The organism is Halobellus inordinatus, assembly GCF_024498335.1.
GTDB classification, from domain to species: Archaea; Halobacteriota; Halobacteria; order Halobacteriales; family Haloferacaceae; genus Haloquadratum; species Haloquadratum inordinatus.
The window spans coordinates 215,569-228,908 of the sequence record NZ_CP101825.1; the positions used below are offsets into that span (position 1 = coordinate 215,569).

The following is a 13,340-nucleotide window of genomic DNA, read 5'->3' on the forward strand; positions in this document are numbered from 1 at the left end:
ACGAGGGTCGGCACGAACTCGCAGGGTGGCACTGAGATGACGGTCGGCGTCGCCGGACTGGTGTTTTGGATTCTCGTCGCACTCGCAACGGTCACCAGCCTGGTGACGGCGTGGACCCTCGGCGCGAACAGCAACTCGCCACCGTTTGCGCCCGCGATTGGTGCGCAAGCCATCTCGACGATGAAAGCCGCGTTCCTCATCGGGATCCTCGCCGCACTGGGGGCACTGACGCAGGGAGGAAGCATCTCCGCGACGGTCGGCTCGGGGCTGGTAGCTAACGCACAGATTACCTCTCTCGGCGCGATAGCTGGCCTGCTGACGGCGACTGGCTTCATGGCGTTCGGAGTGTATTCGGGATACCCGGTCCCGGCCGCGTTCGCGACGACAGGCGCGATGGTCGGCGTCGGGCTCTCACTGGGTGGGGATCCCGTCTACAGCACCTATCAGCGCATCGCCCTCTTCTGGGTGCTCGTTCCGCCGATCTCCGGCGGATTGGCCTACCTGACCGCGAAGGTTCTCCGGCGCGACGACATCCCAGAGACGCTCGGGGTCCCGCTTCTGGCAGCCGTCGTCGGAGCGATCGTGGCAAACATTCCGCTCGGTGTCATCCCCGCACCCGCCGGTGACCAGCAGGGCACGATCGCCGGGATAGTGCGACTACTCGTCGACTCCGCAGTGCTGCAGACGGCCGGGGAGCTCCTCGTGACGCTCTTGGTCGCAGCAGTGAGCTTTCGGTTCATCCGGCAGCGGACGCAGGACTCGGTGGATCGCGGTATCAAGACGTTTCTCGTGCTTCTCGGAAGCGTCGTCGCCTTCTCCAGTGGTGGCAGTCAGGTCGGACTCGCCACTGGCCCGCTGGAGAACCTCTACTCCGTAGAACTGGGCGTCCCAGGAATCGCGCTGCTCGCACTCGGCGCGGTCGGCATTCTCGGTGGTGCGTGGATGGGCGCACCGCGACTCCTGCAGGCCACGTCCCGTGAGTACGCCCAGTTGGGCACGCGCCGCTCGATTGCGGCGCTGGTACCCGGGTTCATCATCGCGCAGGTGGCGATCACCCTGGGCATCCCGATTTCGTTCAACAACATCATCATCAGCGGCGTCATCGGTGCTGGCCTCGCGGGTGGGAAAGCAGGCGTCTCCCGCCGGAAAATCGGCGTCACAGTGGTGTTTTGGTTCATCACGCTGGCCTCGTCGACAGCGATCGGATTCGGGCTCTATCGGGCATTTGCCACCGTTCTCGGGGCGTAGTCACCGGACGACGGTGACTGTCACAGGTGCGCCACCGACGACATCAGTCGCGACAGTACCGAGGAGTCGGCGGGTGAGTTTGTGTCTATCGCCGCCGTGACCACCCATCACGATGTGGTCGACCGCGTGGTTTTCAGCGAACTGGAGGATCGTGTCGGCGGGCTTGCCCGTCTCGATAGCCGTGTCGACATCGTAGCCTGCCTGTTCGGCTTGTCGTTTCGCGCGGTCGATGAGAGTTTGGGCGCGCTCGCGGGCGGTTTCTTCCCGTTCTTCCCCAGTTTCCACGATGCCACTCTCGCTCATCGAACTGTCCACCGGCGTGACAACGTTGAGTACGGTCACGGTACAGTCGAACGTCTCGAGTGCGTGGACGAGTGCGTCGTCGGCCAGTGGCGAGCCGTCCAGCGGAACCAGCACGTGGGATGGAGCCATACGGCTACTCTGTGACCGAACGTCAAGTCGTTTGACATCCGCTCGCGGGCACCACGCATCTGGTGGGCGCTCGCGGTTGGATATAACTTATAAGCATACTTTTTTCGATTATAATAGCACAAATCATATTACGTCCGAGATGGTGTATTTCCACAACGAATGACCGTCGACCGCATCCTGACGACCCACATCGGAAGCCTGCCTCGAACGCCGAAGCTCCTCGAACTCCTGAAAAAGCGCCAGGACGGTGACGCCGTCGACGAGGAGGAGTGGCACCAGACCGTCGTCGATGCGACCGAGACGGTCATCCAGCGGCAGGCCGACGTCGGCCTCGACATCGTCAACAACGGCGAGCAGCCTCGGGTCTCGTTCAACTGGTACGTCGCGAACAGGCTCTCGGGCATCGGCGACACCCGTGACGCCCCGCTGTGGGACGATCTCGCGGACTTCCCCGAGTACGCCGAGGACGCGTTCCACGCCGAGGGGATCGACCTCACAAAGCAGCCGTCGGTCACCGGCCCCGTCGAATACATCGGCGAGGAAGCCGCACACGAGGAGATCGATACGTTCTTCGAACTGCTCGACGCCGGCGAGTACGACTTCGAGGGAACGTTCCTGACGGCAGCCTCGCCGGGCGTCGCGGCCGCCACCCTCGTCAACGACTACTACGACTCCCACGAGGAGTTCCTCTCTGTGGTCGGCGACGCCCTGAAAAAAGAGTACGAGCTCATCGCCGAGACGGGCGCGACCCTCCAACTCGATGCCCCCGACCTGCTGACGACGGGCCACCGCGGCTTCGGCGACCGACCAGTGGAGAAACTCAAACCGATCGTTCGGATGCACGTCGAGGCGCTGAACGAAGCCACGAAGGACATCCCAGACGAGCAGCTCCGCGTCCACACCTGCTGGGGGAGCTACGAGGGACCCCACCACCGCGACAAGCCCCTCGAAGAGCTCATCCCGATCCTCTACGACCTCGACATCGGCGGGCTCTCCATCGAGGAAGCCAATCCCCGCCACCAGCACGAGTATCGGGTGTTCCGCGAGCACCCCCTGCCCGACGACTGGACGCTCATCCCGGGCGTGATCGACGTGAAGACGAACGTCGTCGAACACCCCGAAGTCGTCGCCGACCGGATCGAGCGGGTCGCTACCGCCGTCGACGACCCCACGCGGATCGTCGCCGCGCCGGACTGCGGCTTCGACACCCAAGCCGGTCTCGCGATGGTCCACCCCGACATCGCCTGGAAGAAGCTCGAAGCCCTCGTCGAGGGCGCTGCGGTCGCCACCGACCGCTTGTTCTAGAACCGTCCGACCAGCTCTGCTAAGACCGTCGCGGCCGACCCGTCCGCAGGTCGACCACGACCGACCTCACGCCACGTCGCTCCGTTCATCCGCTCTTATGTCGTCACAGCACGTACCGCCTCGTATGCCCACATCGGAACCGTTCGAGACCCACACCGAGCGGTACGAGGGATGGTTCGACGAGCACCCGGACGTCTATCGCTCCGAACTGGAGGCGCTGGGACGGCTCGTACCGACGGAGGGCTACGGCCTCGAAATCGGCGTCGGGAGCGCGCGCTTCGCCGCTCCGTTGGGAATTGACGTCGGGATCGATCCCGCCGGCGAGATGCTCGAGTATGCCCGCGACCGCGGTATCAGCGTGGTTCGCGGCGTCGCCGAGGCGCTCCCGTTCACGACTGATGCGTTCGACACCGCCCTGCTCGTGACGACGATCTGTTTCGTCGACGACATCCCGCAGACGCTGTCGGAAGCCGAGCGCGTTCTCGACGCCGATGGCTCGCTCGTGATCGGCTTCATCGACAAGAACAGCTCGGTCGGCGAGATCTACCAGGAGACGAAAGAACAGAATCCGTTCTACCGCGACGCCACGTTCGTCTCGACTGCGGAAGTCATGGACGCGCTGGACGCAGCGGGGTTCACCGACTTCGAGTTCGTGCAGACGATCTACCAGTGGATAGAGGAGATCGACGGTCCCGAACCGGTCGAGGAGGGGTACGGCGACGGCTCGTTCGTCGGCATCAAGGCGACGCGGTAGGCGACGTCGCAGGCCGTCGGCGCAGTCAGGAGACGACGGCCGGACGTCACTCCCGTGAGTCCGCTTCCTGGTAGATGACGTGTCCGCACGCCTTGCAGTGTGAGGCGTCGGGGTCGTGATACTCCAGCCCGCAGTTCGGACACCTGACGTTGACCTTCTCTCTGGAGGTCCACTCTTTGAGAATCTTGCTGGCCTGCCGCGGGATGACGATGATGGCAGCCAGAATCGATCCCACTGTCACCCAGCGTCCTGGCTGTGTCACCGGGACGATGTCGCCGAAGCCGACCGTCGAGAGAGTGACGACGGTGTAGTAGAAGGCGTCGCCGAACGTCTCGACGTTCGGATTCGCGCCGCTCTCGGCGCTGTAGAACAGACCGGCGGAGGCGAAAAGCAGGACGAGAATCGTCAGAAGAAGTTTCATCGCGCGCAGCGTGTTGTCCGAGACCGTCCCGAAGAAGAACTCCGCGTCCCGCGTGAACCGGTAGAACCGGAGCACGCGAATCACCCGAAGCACGCGCAGAAAGCCGATGTTCAACGCGCCGAGCGACACCGGCAGGAGCACGACCGAGAGCGTCGGCAGAATGGCGATCAGGTCCACCATCGTATAGCCGTTGAAGAACTCCGCGACGCGGTCGCGCGCGCCGTAGAGTCGGAGGACGTACTCGATCCCGAACACCAGCGCGATCCCGATTTCGAGATTCCACAGCAGTGGACGGAATCCTGCAGAGATCGGGTACGTCTCGACGATGAAGATGGCGACGAACACCAGATTCAGCCCCAGCAGCGCGATGTCGATGGCCTTCCCCGGCGCAGTTTCGTGATCCAGGAGATAGAACCGTACCAACTGCCGGGGGCGCCCCTCACCCGGCACCGACGCGTCGCTGTCCATAGGATGTGTAGTTGCTACCCCATTATAATGGGCGGCCGTCCTCGATTCTCGCGAGCGTGTTTTTGCGACCCACCGATGCGCAGGAACCGGCCGCAAGACACAGGCTGACTCGCAGTACCGGTCTCCTCATAGGACGCCGAGGGTTCTGCCCAGTTCGATCCGAGTAGCCAGTTCGACCCTCGCTACGCTCGTCGGGTTGTACCGTCAGAAAGTGGGTCGGGGCGGGTTGTGAACCTCGGTCGGACGTGCTCACTCACTTCGTTCGCTGCGCGCGACCTCCCTGGCTCGAATCCGCGTGTCCACTTCGACGAACGGACTCCTCACTACCGTTCGTCGGTGCGGTTCGTCAGAAGTGGGTCGGGGCGGATTCGGAACCGCGCGAGACTCCCTCCGGTCGTCTCGCTGGGTTCGAATCCGCGTGCCCACTTCGTGGCGCTGGCTCCTCGCTCCGCTCGTCGCGTTGCGCCACGAAAATGGGTCGGGGCGGATTCGAACCGCCGGCCTGCTCCGTGTGAAGGAGCCGTCATAACCGGACTAGACCACCGACCCGCGCCTCGATTCTTCCGCGTGGCTGGACTTAAGCGTTCTTCTTCGCGGCGTTGCCAGCGAACCGGCCGCGACCGCGTCGACCCGTCAGTACGTGGGCGACTCCTCTGGAACGCCGTCGCGGGCGTTGACGAGGCGTCCGAGGACGAACAGCGCGTCCGAGAGCCGATTGAGATACCGGATCGCCTCGCTGTTGACGGGGTCGTCGGCGGCGAGCGCGACCGAGCGCCGTTCAGCCCGGCGCGCGACGGCGCGCGCGTGGTGGAGCGTCGCGCCGGCTTCGCTCCCGCCCGGGAGGATGAACGACTCCAGTGGGTCGAGTTCCGCGTCGGCCTCGTCGATCGCGTCCTCCAGTTCGTCGACGTGCGCCTCGGTCACGACGGGGTCGTCCTCGTCGGGATTCGGGTTCGCGAAGTCCGCCTGCACGACGTGGAGGTGGTTCTGGATTCGTTCGAGCGTCTCGTCGACGTCGTCGTAGCCAGTCGGGCGGGCGGTCCCGATGAGCGCGTTGGCCTCGTCGACGGTGCCGTAAGCCTCGATTCGCGGACTCGTCTTCGCGACGCGCGACATATCCCGCAGGTCGGTCATCCCGTCGTCGCCGCGGCCGGTGTAGATCTTCATTGGTTCGAGGCGAGCGTACGCTCGATGTAGGTTTCGATGTTCTGGCTCTCGTTCATCGTGACGCCGCGTTCGTCGTCGACGAGGACGGGCACGACGCGCTGGCCACTCACGCGCTTGACCTCGTTGCGCTGTGAGTGCAGCGCGTCGACCCACTCGGTCTCGTACGCGACGTCGTGTTCCTGCAGCGCGTCGTGGACTGCCTCACAGAAGGGACAGCCGTCGAGCGCGTACAGCGTGATGCTCATACGGTCCCTTGCGGGCGCTGGACCAAAGAGATTTGCTCGTGACCACACCCCCGACTGAAGTGGGTGCGCCGCGTACGCGCACGTATGAGCGTGACGGGTGTCTGTCAGGTGTGCGAACAGCGGGAGGCGGAGTACACCTGCCACCGGTGCGGCGCGGCAGTCTGTTCAGTGCACTTCGACCAGGATCGCGGCGTGTGCGTTCACTGCGCGGATCCGGAGGGCCGAGAGGACGTGTTCGCCGAGGACGACGCCTCCGGCGACGTTCCGGGGTTCCGATAGCGTTCCACAGCCGCTCATAGGGGTTATCGTAACTGTTCGGAGATTCTCGCCGTACCGTCCGGCGAGACTCTATGCGGACGTACGGTACTCCCTATCAGCGCAGCATCACCAGTCGCCGGTTCAGCGCGGCACCGTCAGTCGCTGCCGCGGTACTGGTTCAGTCGTCGCTGGAGCCGACGAGCGGCGTCTCCCGCCGCCTTCGCGAACGCCTCGCCCTCATCCTCTCCGGCGAAGATGATGCCGCGCGAGGAGTTCACGAGGCCGACGCCGTCGGCTAAGCCGTGTTCGACGGCCGCCTCGGCGTCGCCGCCCTGTGCGCCGATTCCGGGCACGAGGAAGGGGAGGTCGGGGACCTGTTCGCGGATCGACTCCAGTTCCTCGGGCGCGGTCGCGCCGACGACGAGGCCGACGTTCCCGTGTTCGTTCCACAGGTCCGCGAGCGCGGCGACCCGTTCGTAGACCGCCTCTCCGGAGGCGAGTTCGAGGTCCTGGAGGTCGGCTCCGCCGGGATTCGAGGTGCGGCAGAGCACGAACACGCCTTTGTCCTCGCGGTCGAGGAACGGCTGCAGCGAGTCCCGACCCATATACGGATTGACCGTGATCGCGTCGACCTCGTCGAGCAACTGCGCGTACTGGCGCGTCGTGTTCCCGATGTCGGCGCGCTTTGCGTCCAGGAGAACCGGGACGCCCTTGCCCTTCGCGTAGGCGATCGTCTCGCGGAGCGCGAGCCAGCCGTCCGCGCTCTCGTAGAACGCCGCGTTCGGCTTGTAACAGGCGGCGTACTCGTGCGTCTCGTCGATGATGCGACGGTTGAACGCCCACTGCGGGAGGTCCTTCTCGAGGAGATGGTCGGGGAGTCGCGAGCGGTCGGCGTCGAGACCGACGGAAACGACGCTGTCGACCCGCTCGATGCGGTCTGCGAGTCGCTCGAAGAACGGCGCGGTCATATCTGATGCTGTCTTGCGGGGGACGAGTAGGTTTCCCTTCGGGTGCGGCCTGTTGTCAGCGTAGGCGGGCGAGCGATACGGCGAATCCGTAGGATGGGGTCACAGGTGAACCCAACCTTCCCCCCGGGATCGGTGAATCGGAAACCGTTAGGGAGCCCCCGCGGAATGAGAGCGTATGACTGACGCCGCTGACCTCGCCGCGCGGGTCCGCGAGGGGGAGCTTCGACTCCACGAACTGGACGACCACGCCGACGCCGACACCGCCACCGAGGCACGTCGACTCGTCGTCGAATCGGACACCGACGCCTCGCTCGACGCCGTCGGAAACTACGGCTTCCCGGCCGAGCGCGCGGAGTCGAACATCGAGAATATGCTCGGGACCGTGCAGGTCCCGATCGGCGTCGCCGGCCCCGTGTCGGTCGACGGCGGCGCGGCCGGCGGCGAGACGTACCTCCCGCTGGCGACGACCGAGGGCGCGCTGCTCGCGAGCGTCAACCGCGGCTGTTCGGTGCTCTCGCAGGCGGGCGGCGCGAACGCGCGCGTCCTCAAGTCTGGGATGACGCGCGCGCCCGTCTTCCGCGTCGCCGACGTCGTCGAGGCCGAAGCGCTCGTCTCGTGGGTCCGCGACAACACCGACGCGCTCGTCGAGGCGGCCGAGTCGACGACGAGCCACGGCGAACTCCTGGACGTGACACCGTACGTCGTCGGCAACTCCGTCTACCTCCGCTTCCGCTACGACACGAAAGACGCGATGGGGATGAATATGGCCACGATCGCCACCGAGGCTGCCTGCGAGGTCGTCGAGTCCGAGACCGGCGCGGACCTCGTCGCCCTGTCGGGGAACCTCTGCACCGACAAGAAGCCCGCCGCGATCAACGCCGTCGAAGGGCGCGGCCGGAGCGTCACGGCCGACGTGACGATCCCGCGTGACGTCGTCGAAGACCGCCTCCACACGACGCCCGGCGCCATCGCGGAGCTGAACACGCGAAAGAACCTCGTCGGCTCGGCGAAGGCCGGCAGTCTCGGCTTCAACGCCCACGTCGCGAACGTCGTCGCCGCGATGTTCCTCGCGACCGGCCAGGACGAAGCTCAGGTCGTCGAGGGGGCGAACGCCATCACGACCGCCGAGGAGCGCGACGGCGACCTCTATCTCTCGGTGTCGCTGGCGTCGCTGGAGGTCGGAACGGTCGGCGGCGGGACGAAGCTCCCGACACAGGCCGAAGCACTCGACGTGCTGGGCGTCCGCGGCGGCGGCGACCCGGCGGGCTCGAACGCCGACGCGCTCGCGGAGTACATCGCGGTCGGCGCGCTCGCGGGCGAACTCTCGCTGCTCTCGGCGCTCGCATCGCGGCATCTCTCCAGTGCCCACGCCGAACTGGGCCGGTAACGACGCCCGCTCTCGGTCAGTCGCCGCCGAACGGCCCGAGGAGAAGCAGCATCCCGACGGCCACGAGTCCGAATCCAACGGCGACCAGCGGCGTCTCCGGGAGCGCGGTCTCCGCACCGGCCGCTGTCCCGCTGCCGACTCCGAGTCCGATCGAGAGGGCGAGCCAGCCGATGCCCGAGAGCGACAGCCCGACGCCCCGGCGACGCTGTCCCTGGATCACCGCCGCGGCCGCCAGAATCGTGTGCCCGGCGAGGAAGGCGACGCCGGCGAACACGAGTTGGCGGGTGACGAGCGCGAAGACGCCGCCGGCGACGAAGCACCCCACGACGACCGCGCGAGCGATCGTACCGACGAGATCCGAGCGCGTTCCACCCATCGCTCAGAGGAGGCGGTACGTCCCCCGCGACTCGGATGCCTCGCCGCGTCGGGTCAGTTTGCTCAGTAGTTCGCGGGCCTTCTCGCCCGGGACGCCCCGCTCGTCCGCGTACGCCGCGATGTCGTCTGCGGTCGGGGCGTCGCATTCGCGGAGGGCGTCGCGGACGACGTCGATCTGACTTCCGGACGAGCCGGCGTGTGTCCCCTGCGAGGCGCGCTCGCCGGCAGCCTCGACTTCGTCGGCGTCGAGACCGGACCCTTCGAGGTACTCGGCGTCGTCGACGCCGCTGTCGTCGATCTCGCGCTCCATCTCGGCGACGTGTGCGGTCTCGGCGAACGCCTCGCTGTTGCCGCCCTGCTTCGCGAGCAGGGCCGCCCGCGCCTGTCGGGCCGCCTCGCGGTCGTCCTCCTCGACGAACCGGCGGAGCTTCTTCGTCTGATGAGTCCGCCCGCACCGCGGACACGTGGCCGTCTCGGCGGCTCGTGCGTCCTTTAGGAGCCAGAGGTGCTCGCAGTCGGTGCAGCCGACGACGGCGTACATACTCCGGAGTTCCTCGTGATCGGATTTGAACCTTCGGCTCGGCGGCGTCGAGGAAAAATACAGAAGAGATCCGAAACCGTGCGTCGAGCGGCGCTTACGCCAGCTCTTCGATGTTCTCGACGACCTTCTCGGCGAACTCGGAGGTCGCGAGCTTCGTGCCGCCCTCGATCTGCCGGTGGAGGTCGTAGGTGACGTCGCCCTCGGAGATCGTCTTCTCGACGGCGTCGCGGATGAGTTCGCCGGCGTCCTTCCAGCCGATGTACTCGAACATCAGGCGGCCCGAGAGGATCATCGCCGTCGGGTTCACCTTGTCCTCGCCGGCGTACTTGGGTGCGGAGCCGTGGACCGGCTCTGCCAGACAGAGGCCCTCACCGAAGTTCGCGCCCGGCGCGATGCCCAGGCCGCCGATCTGTGCGCCGGCCGCGTCGGACATATAGTCGCCGTTGAGGTTCATCGTCGCGATGACGTCGTACTCGCTGGTCCGGGTCAGAAGCTGCTGGAGCATATTGTCCGCGATGCGGTCGTTGACGACCAGCGTGTCCGCGGGTGCCTCGCCGTCGTACTCCTCCCAGAGTTCGTCCTCGGTGATGACGCCGTCGTCGTACTCCTCTTCGGCGACCTCGTAGCCCCAGTCACGGAACGCGCCCTCGGTGAACTTCATAATGTTCCCCTTGTGGACGAGCGTGACGGTGTCGCGGTCGTTCTCGAGTGCGTAGTCGATGGCCTCGCGGACGAGTCGCTTCGTCCCGAACTCCGTGATGGGTTTGATGCCGATCCCGACGGGGCCGTCGTGGATCACGTCGTCTTCGCCCATCTCGTCTTCGACGAATTCCTTTACCTGCTCTACCTCGTCGGTTCCGGCTTCCCACTCGATGCCGGCGTAGACGTCTTCTGTGTTCTCACGGAACGTGACCATATCCATCGCCGCGGGGTCTTTGACGGGCGAGGGGACGCCGTCGATGTGGTAGGTCGGGCGGACGTTCGCGTAGAGGTCGAGCTTTTTGCGGAGCGCGACGTTCAGCGAGCGGAAGCCGGCGCCGACGGGCGTCGTGAGCGGGCCTTTGATCGCGACGCGGTGCTCGCGAATCGCGTTCACGGTGTCGTCGGGGAGGTTCTCACCGTACTTCTCGCGGGCGGACTCGCCGGCGTAGACGCGCATCCACTCTACAGAGCGACCGGTCGCCTCTGCGGCGGCGTCGAGTACCTTCTGGGCGGCGGGACCAACGTCGGTTCCGATCCCGTCGCCGTGGATGATCGGAATGATCGGGGTGTCGGGGACGTTCAGCTCGCCGGTCTCCTCGTCGGCAAGCGTGATCTTCTCGCCCGTCTCGGGGGCTTCGATCTGGTCGTAGCTCATAAACATCAGCTACTTTCCGCACCTGTCGTAAATTACTGCCGTTATCGCTTTCCAGAAGCAGAACTTGCCAGCAGCAATCATACACGGAAAAACGGGAGATTCCCCATCGTCAGCGTCAGTTCGCCGGTTCCGCTCCAGTTTCCGTGCGCACTTCCGCGTCTGTTTTCGTTACTCGACGACGAGCCAGGGGACTTCCATCAGCGGCGGGATGTGCGTCTCGATGTGGTGCTCCCAGACGCCTTCCTCGCCGAATGCCTCGCCGTGGTCGGCGGTGACGACGACGGTCCCGTCGAGTTTCGGAACTAGGTCTGCGATGACTTCGAGCGCGATGCGGAGGTTCTCCTCGTAGAGTTCGAGGGCGGCCTCCCGCGTCCCGTTCTGGACGAGTTCGGTGGGGTCGAGTTCGAGCCAGAGACCGGCTTTCTGTGCGAGTTCGCTGCCTTCGAGAACGCTCTCGATCCGCGGGCGGATCGTCTGGCCGAGCGACTCGATAGGTCCGCCCTCGGCGTCGTCGCCGTTTTCGACCGCCTCTTCCTGTCGACGGATCCCCTTCTGGATCTGCTTGAGTTTCTGCCCCGCGCCACGGGAGAGATACGGCGCGTGCGGCTGCATATAGTGGAGGACGGTGCGCTCGTTGCGGGCGACGAGGTCGCGTCGTTCTTCGAGCGACGCTTCGAGACTCTCTGGCGGGACCGTCCCGAGGCTCTCGTCCCACCCGTGCTTCCAGACGTCGACGATGTCGCTGATGTGTTCGTTGGCGGTCCACTCGTAGTCACAACTGGCCCCCCACTTGAGTTCGTTCAGTGGGATGCCGAGATCGTTGATGAACGGATTCCCGGAGAAGTACGCGATGTCGTGGTGGTCGGTGAACGTCCGGTAGGCCCACTCGGGCGTCGACGAGCCCACGCTCCAGCGCTTTTCGACCGTCCCGTCGAGATACTCCTCGTAGACCTCAGAGAAGACGTCGTAGCGGCACGCATCCAACACCAGACAGTAATCCCAGTCGGATGCCAGAAAGTCCTGGTCTCTCATCACCGACCGGGGATTTCATCTCGGGCACCGTATTTGTACTGTTTCACGACACCTTTCTCACCGCGTGCGAACGTGCAGTACACCCCTTCACGAGCACGTACATCCGCCACGAACGCGCGGAGCCGTGTCGCGTCACCGGTCTCGCCATCAGACGCTTCTTGTGCGCGCGCCTCCACGATGCGAACGAGATGACCGAGTCCGACACCGACGACAGTGCCAGCAGCGAAATCGATACCGAGACGGACGCGCTCGCGGAGATCACAATCTACTCCGATTACGTCTGCCCGTTCTGTTATCTCGGCCGGCAGTCCCTCTCACAGTATCAGGCCGAGCGCGACGAGCCGCTCCGGATCGACTGGCGACCGTTCGACCTTCGATCGAGCAAACGGCGCCCGGACGGCACGATCGACTACGAGGCCGACGACGGCAAAGACGACGAGTACTACGAACAGGCGAAAGAGAACGTGCGGAGACTCCGCGACCAGTACGGGGCCGAGGAGATGGAACTCGACATCGCGACCGACGTGGACTCGTTGCCGGCGCAGTTGGTCTCGGTCGCCGTCCGCGAGACGTACGACTACGAGACGTGGCTCGCGTTCGACGAGGCGGTCTTCGCCGCACTCTGGCACGAGGGGCGCGACATCGGCGAGGAGGACGTGCTGCTCGACCTCGCAGACGAGGTCGGTGTCGAAGCCCAATTCGTCCGCGACGCGCTTGCCGACGAGGAGCGGCGGGGCCGGCTTCGCGAACGCTTCCGCGACGCGCAACAAGCCGGGATTACGGGCGTTCCGGCGTTCGTGTACGACGATTACGCCGCCCGCGGTGCCGTCCCGCCCGAGCAACTCCGACGGCTCGTCGAGGGCGCGTAAGCAGGTGGTGAAGAATTGAGAGAAGCGAGAACAGAAGCGTTGCTGCCGCGGTCTCGGTCCCCTACTCGTCTGCAGAGCCACCGTCAAGGGCGACGGCAGCAGGGTCCTCGCCGGTCGGCGTCGCGTGCAGCCACTCGTCGGCCCACGACTCGATCTCGTCGAAGACCGGACACAGCGAGCGTCCCTTCGGCGTCAGCGAGTAGTAGGTCGCGACCGGCGCGTCCTCTTCGAGCCGCCGGTTCACGAATCCCAGTTCCTGGAGGTCGTCGAGGACGCGCGAGAGCGTCCGCGAACTGGCGTCCGTCGAGCGCTTGAGCTCGTTGAAGCGCTTCTCGCCGTCCTGAAGGTCGTGCAGGACGATGAGTCGCCACTGCGAACCGATCTGTTCCAGCGAGTCGATCACCGAGCAGGCCTCCTCGTCGTATTTCTCGTCGGGTTCTGGGGACACAGACGTCACCTGGTGACATTTTCGTCCGCGAAGGTACAAATGGTTTCGCCTCTATAGTAGGTAAC

At 65.4% G+C, this 13,340-nt stretch carries 16 protein-coding genes and 1 tRNA gene; 5 read left to right on the top strand and 12 right to left on the bottom strand.

Annotated features, from left to right (window positions below; genetic code table 11):
• The first annotated feature begins 36 nt into the window (after positions 1–36).
• Positions 37–1,248: an inorganic phosphate transporter gene (locus NO362_RS00980; RefSeq protein WP_256546650.1), complete on the top strand. Its 1,212-nt coding sequence runs from the start codon at positions 37–39 to the stop codon at positions 1,246–1,248.
• Here NO362_RS00980 and NO362_RS00985 read toward each other — a convergent pair whose 3' ends face one another.
• Positions 1,249–1,680 (bottom strand): universal stress protein, encoded by a 432-nt coding sequence (locus NO362_RS00985; protein WP_256289193.1) that lies wholly within the window; start codon positions 1,678–1,680, stop codon positions 1,249–1,251.
• A 159-nt stretch (positions 1,681–1,839) separates the two neighbouring features.
• On the opposite strand from NO362_RS00985, the gene NO362_RS00990 reads away from it, so the two are divergent.
• Positions 1,840–2,985, top strand: a complete 1,146-nt coding sequence (locus NO362_RS00990) for a cobalamin-independent methionine synthase II family protein (RefSeq protein ID WP_121569926.1) — start codon at positions 1,840–1,842, stop codon at positions 2,983–2,985.
• Positions 2,986–3,109: 124 nt separating this feature from the next.
• On the top strand, positions 3,110–3,739 hold the full coding sequence (locus tag NO362_RS00995) for a class I SAM-dependent methyltransferase (RefSeq protein WP_256545799.1): 630 nt from the start codon (positions 3,110–3,112) through the stop codon (positions 3,737–3,739).
• 46 nt (positions 3,740–3,785) lie between these two features.
• Here the strand turns inward: NO362_RS00995 and NO362_RS01000 are convergent, their stop codons facing one another.
• From NO362_RS01000 to pyrF, 6 genes are all read right to left on the bottom strand, one after another.
• Positions 3,786–4,628: an ion transporter gene (locus tag NO362_RS01000; RefSeq protein ID WP_256545800.1), complete on the bottom strand. Its 843-nt coding sequence runs from the start codon at positions 4,626–4,628 to the stop codon at positions 3,786–3,788.
• A 474-nt stretch (positions 4,629–5,102) separates the two neighbouring features.
• Positions 5,103–5,177 (bottom strand) — tRNA-Val (locus NO362_RS01005).
• Positions 5,178–5,261: 84 nt separating this feature from the next.
• Entirely contained in the window at positions 5,262–5,795 is a 534-nt protein-coding gene (locus NO362_RS01010) for a cob(I)yrinic acid a,c-diamide adenosyltransferase (RefSeq protein ID WP_256289197.1), read from the bottom strand.
• Positions 5,792–6,040, bottom strand: a complete 249-nt coding sequence (locus NO362_RS01015) for a glutaredoxin family protein (protein WP_256289198.1) — start codon at positions 6,038–6,040, stop codon at positions 5,792–5,794. The genes NO362_RS01010 and NO362_RS01015 overlap by 4 nt, the downstream gene beginning before the upstream one ends.
• A 165-nt stretch (positions 6,041–6,205) precedes the next feature.
• Complete coding sequence (locus NO362_RS01020) at positions 6,206–6,337, bottom strand: hypothetical protein (RefSeq protein ID WP_256545801.1); 132 nt, start codon at positions 6,335–6,337, stop codon at positions 6,206–6,208.
• Positions 6,338–6,453: 116 nt separating this feature from the next.
• Positions 6,454–7,266, bottom strand: coding sequence for an orotidine-5'-phosphate decarboxylase (pyrF, locus tag NO362_RS01025; protein WP_256545802.1), 813 nt, complete (start codon positions 7,264–7,266; stop codon positions 6,454–6,456).
• A gap of 175 nt (positions 7,267–7,441) precedes the next feature.
• On the opposite strand from pyrF, the gene hmgA reads away from it, so the two are divergent.
• Positions 7,442–8,653, top strand: coding sequence for a hydroxymethylglutaryl-CoA reductase (NADPH) (hmgA, locus tag NO362_RS01030; protein ID WP_256545803.1), 1,212 nt, complete (start codon positions 7,442–7,444; stop codon positions 8,651–8,653).
• A 16-nt stretch (positions 8,654–8,669) separates the two neighbouring features.
• Here the strand turns inward: hmgA and NO362_RS01035 are convergent, their stop codons facing one another.
• From NO362_RS01035 to NO362_RS01050, 4 genes are all read right to left on the bottom strand, one after another.
• The gene (locus NO362_RS01035) at positions 8,670–9,029 is read right to left on the bottom strand and encodes a hypothetical protein (protein WP_256545804.1); all 360 of its coding nucleotides are present in this window, start codon (positions 9,027–9,029) and stop codon (positions 8,670–8,672) included.
• Between the two features lie 3 nt (positions 9,030–9,032).
• The gene (locus NO362_RS01040) at positions 9,033–9,569 is read right to left on the bottom strand and encodes a DUF5817 domain-containing protein (protein ID WP_256545805.1); all 537 of its coding nucleotides are present in this window, start codon (positions 9,567–9,569) and stop codon (positions 9,033–9,035) included.
• Positions 9,570–9,663: 94 nt separating this feature from the next.
• Positions 9,664–10,926: an isocitrate dehydrogenase (NADP(+)) gene (gene icd, locus NO362_RS01045; RefSeq protein ID WP_256289204.1), complete on the bottom strand. Its 1,263-nt coding sequence runs from the start codon at positions 10,924–10,926 to the stop codon at positions 9,664–9,666.
• Positions 10,927–11,094: 168 nt separating this feature from the next.
• Positions 11,095–11,958: a hypothetical protein gene (locus NO362_RS01050; RefSeq protein ID WP_256545806.1), complete on the bottom strand. Its 864-nt coding sequence runs from the start codon at positions 11,956–11,958 to the stop codon at positions 11,095–11,097.
• 188 nt (positions 11,959–12,146) lie between these two features.
• Here NO362_RS01050 and NO362_RS01055 point away from each other — a divergent pair, with 188 nt between their 5' ends.
• Positions 12,147–12,827 carry a DsbA family oxidoreductase gene (locus NO362_RS01055; RefSeq protein WP_256545807.1) on the top strand — a complete coding sequence of 227 codons (681 nt, stop codon included), beginning with the start codon at positions 12,147–12,149 and terminating at the stop codon, positions 12,825–12,827.
• A gap of 61 nt (positions 12,828–12,888) precedes the next feature.
• Here NO362_RS01055 and NO362_RS01060 read toward each other — a convergent pair whose 3' ends face one another.
• The gene (locus tag NO362_RS01060; protein WP_256545808.1) at positions 12,889–13,275 is read right to left on the bottom strand and encodes a winged helix-turn-helix transcriptional regulator; all 387 of its coding nucleotides are present in this window, start codon (positions 13,273–13,275) and stop codon (positions 12,889–12,891) included.
• Between the last annotated feature and the right edge of the window lie 65 nt (positions 13,276–13,340).

Excerpts from the sequence above, each read along its gene's own strand:
- NO362_RS00995 (WP_256545799.1), top strand. The coding sequence starts at position 3,110 with ATGCCCACATCGGAACCGTTCGAGACCCACACCGAGCGGTACGAGGGA.
- NO362_RS01040 (WP_256545805.1), bottom strand. The coding sequence starts at position 9,569 with ATGTACGCCGTCGTCGGCTGCACCGACTGCGAGCACCTCTGGCTCCTA.
- NO362_RS01015 (WP_256289198.1), bottom strand. The coding sequence starts at position 6,040 with ATGAGCATCACGCTGTACGCGCTCGACGGCTGTCCCTTCTGTGAGGCA.
- NO362_RS01020 (WP_256545801.1), bottom strand. The coding sequence starts at position 6,337 with ATGAGCGGCTGTGGAACGCTATCGGAACCCCGGAACGTCGCCGGAGGC.
- NO362_RS01035 (WP_256545804.1), bottom strand. The coding sequence starts at position 9,029 with ATGGGTGGAACGCGCTCGGATCTCGTCGGTACGATCGCTCGCGCGGTC.
- NO362_RS01055 (WP_256545807.1), top strand. The coding sequence starts at position 12,147 with ATGACCGAGTCCGACACCGACGACAGTGCCAGCAGCGAAATCGATACC.
- icd (WP_256289204.1), bottom strand. The coding sequence starts at position 10,926 with ATGAGCTACGACCAGATCGAAGCCCCCGAGACGGGCGAGAAGATCACG.
- NO362_RS00985 (WP_256289193.1), bottom strand. The coding sequence starts at position 1,680 with ATGGCTCCATCCCACGTGCTGGTTCCGCTGGACGGCTCGCCACTGGCC.
- NO362_RS00980 (WP_256546650.1), top strand. The coding sequence starts at position 37 with ATGACGGTCGGCGTCGCCGGACTGGTGTTTTGGATTCTCGTCGCACTC.
- NO362_RS01050 (WP_256545806.1), bottom strand. The coding sequence starts at position 11,958 with ATGAGAGACCAGGACTTTCTGGCATCCGACTGGGATTACTGTCTGGTG.
- pyrF (WP_256545802.1), bottom strand. The coding sequence starts at position 7,266 with ATGACCGCGCCGTTCTTCGAGCGACTCGCAGACCGCATCGAGCGGGTC.
- NO362_RS01010 (WP_256289197.1), bottom strand. The coding sequence starts at position 5,795 with ATGAAGATCTACACCGGCCGCGGCGACGACGGGATGACCGACCTGCGG.
- NO362_RS01000 (WP_256545800.1), bottom strand. The coding sequence starts at position 4,628 with ATGGACAGCGACGCGTCGGTGCCGGGTGAGGGGCGCCCCCGGCAGTTG.
- NO362_RS00990 (WP_121569926.1), top strand. The coding sequence starts at position 1,840 with ATGACCGTCGACCGCATCCTGACGACCCACATCGGAAGCCTGCCTCGA.
- hmgA (WP_256545803.1), top strand. The coding sequence starts at position 7,442 with ATGACTGACGCCGCTGACCTCGCCGCGCGGGTCCGCGAGGGGGAGCTT.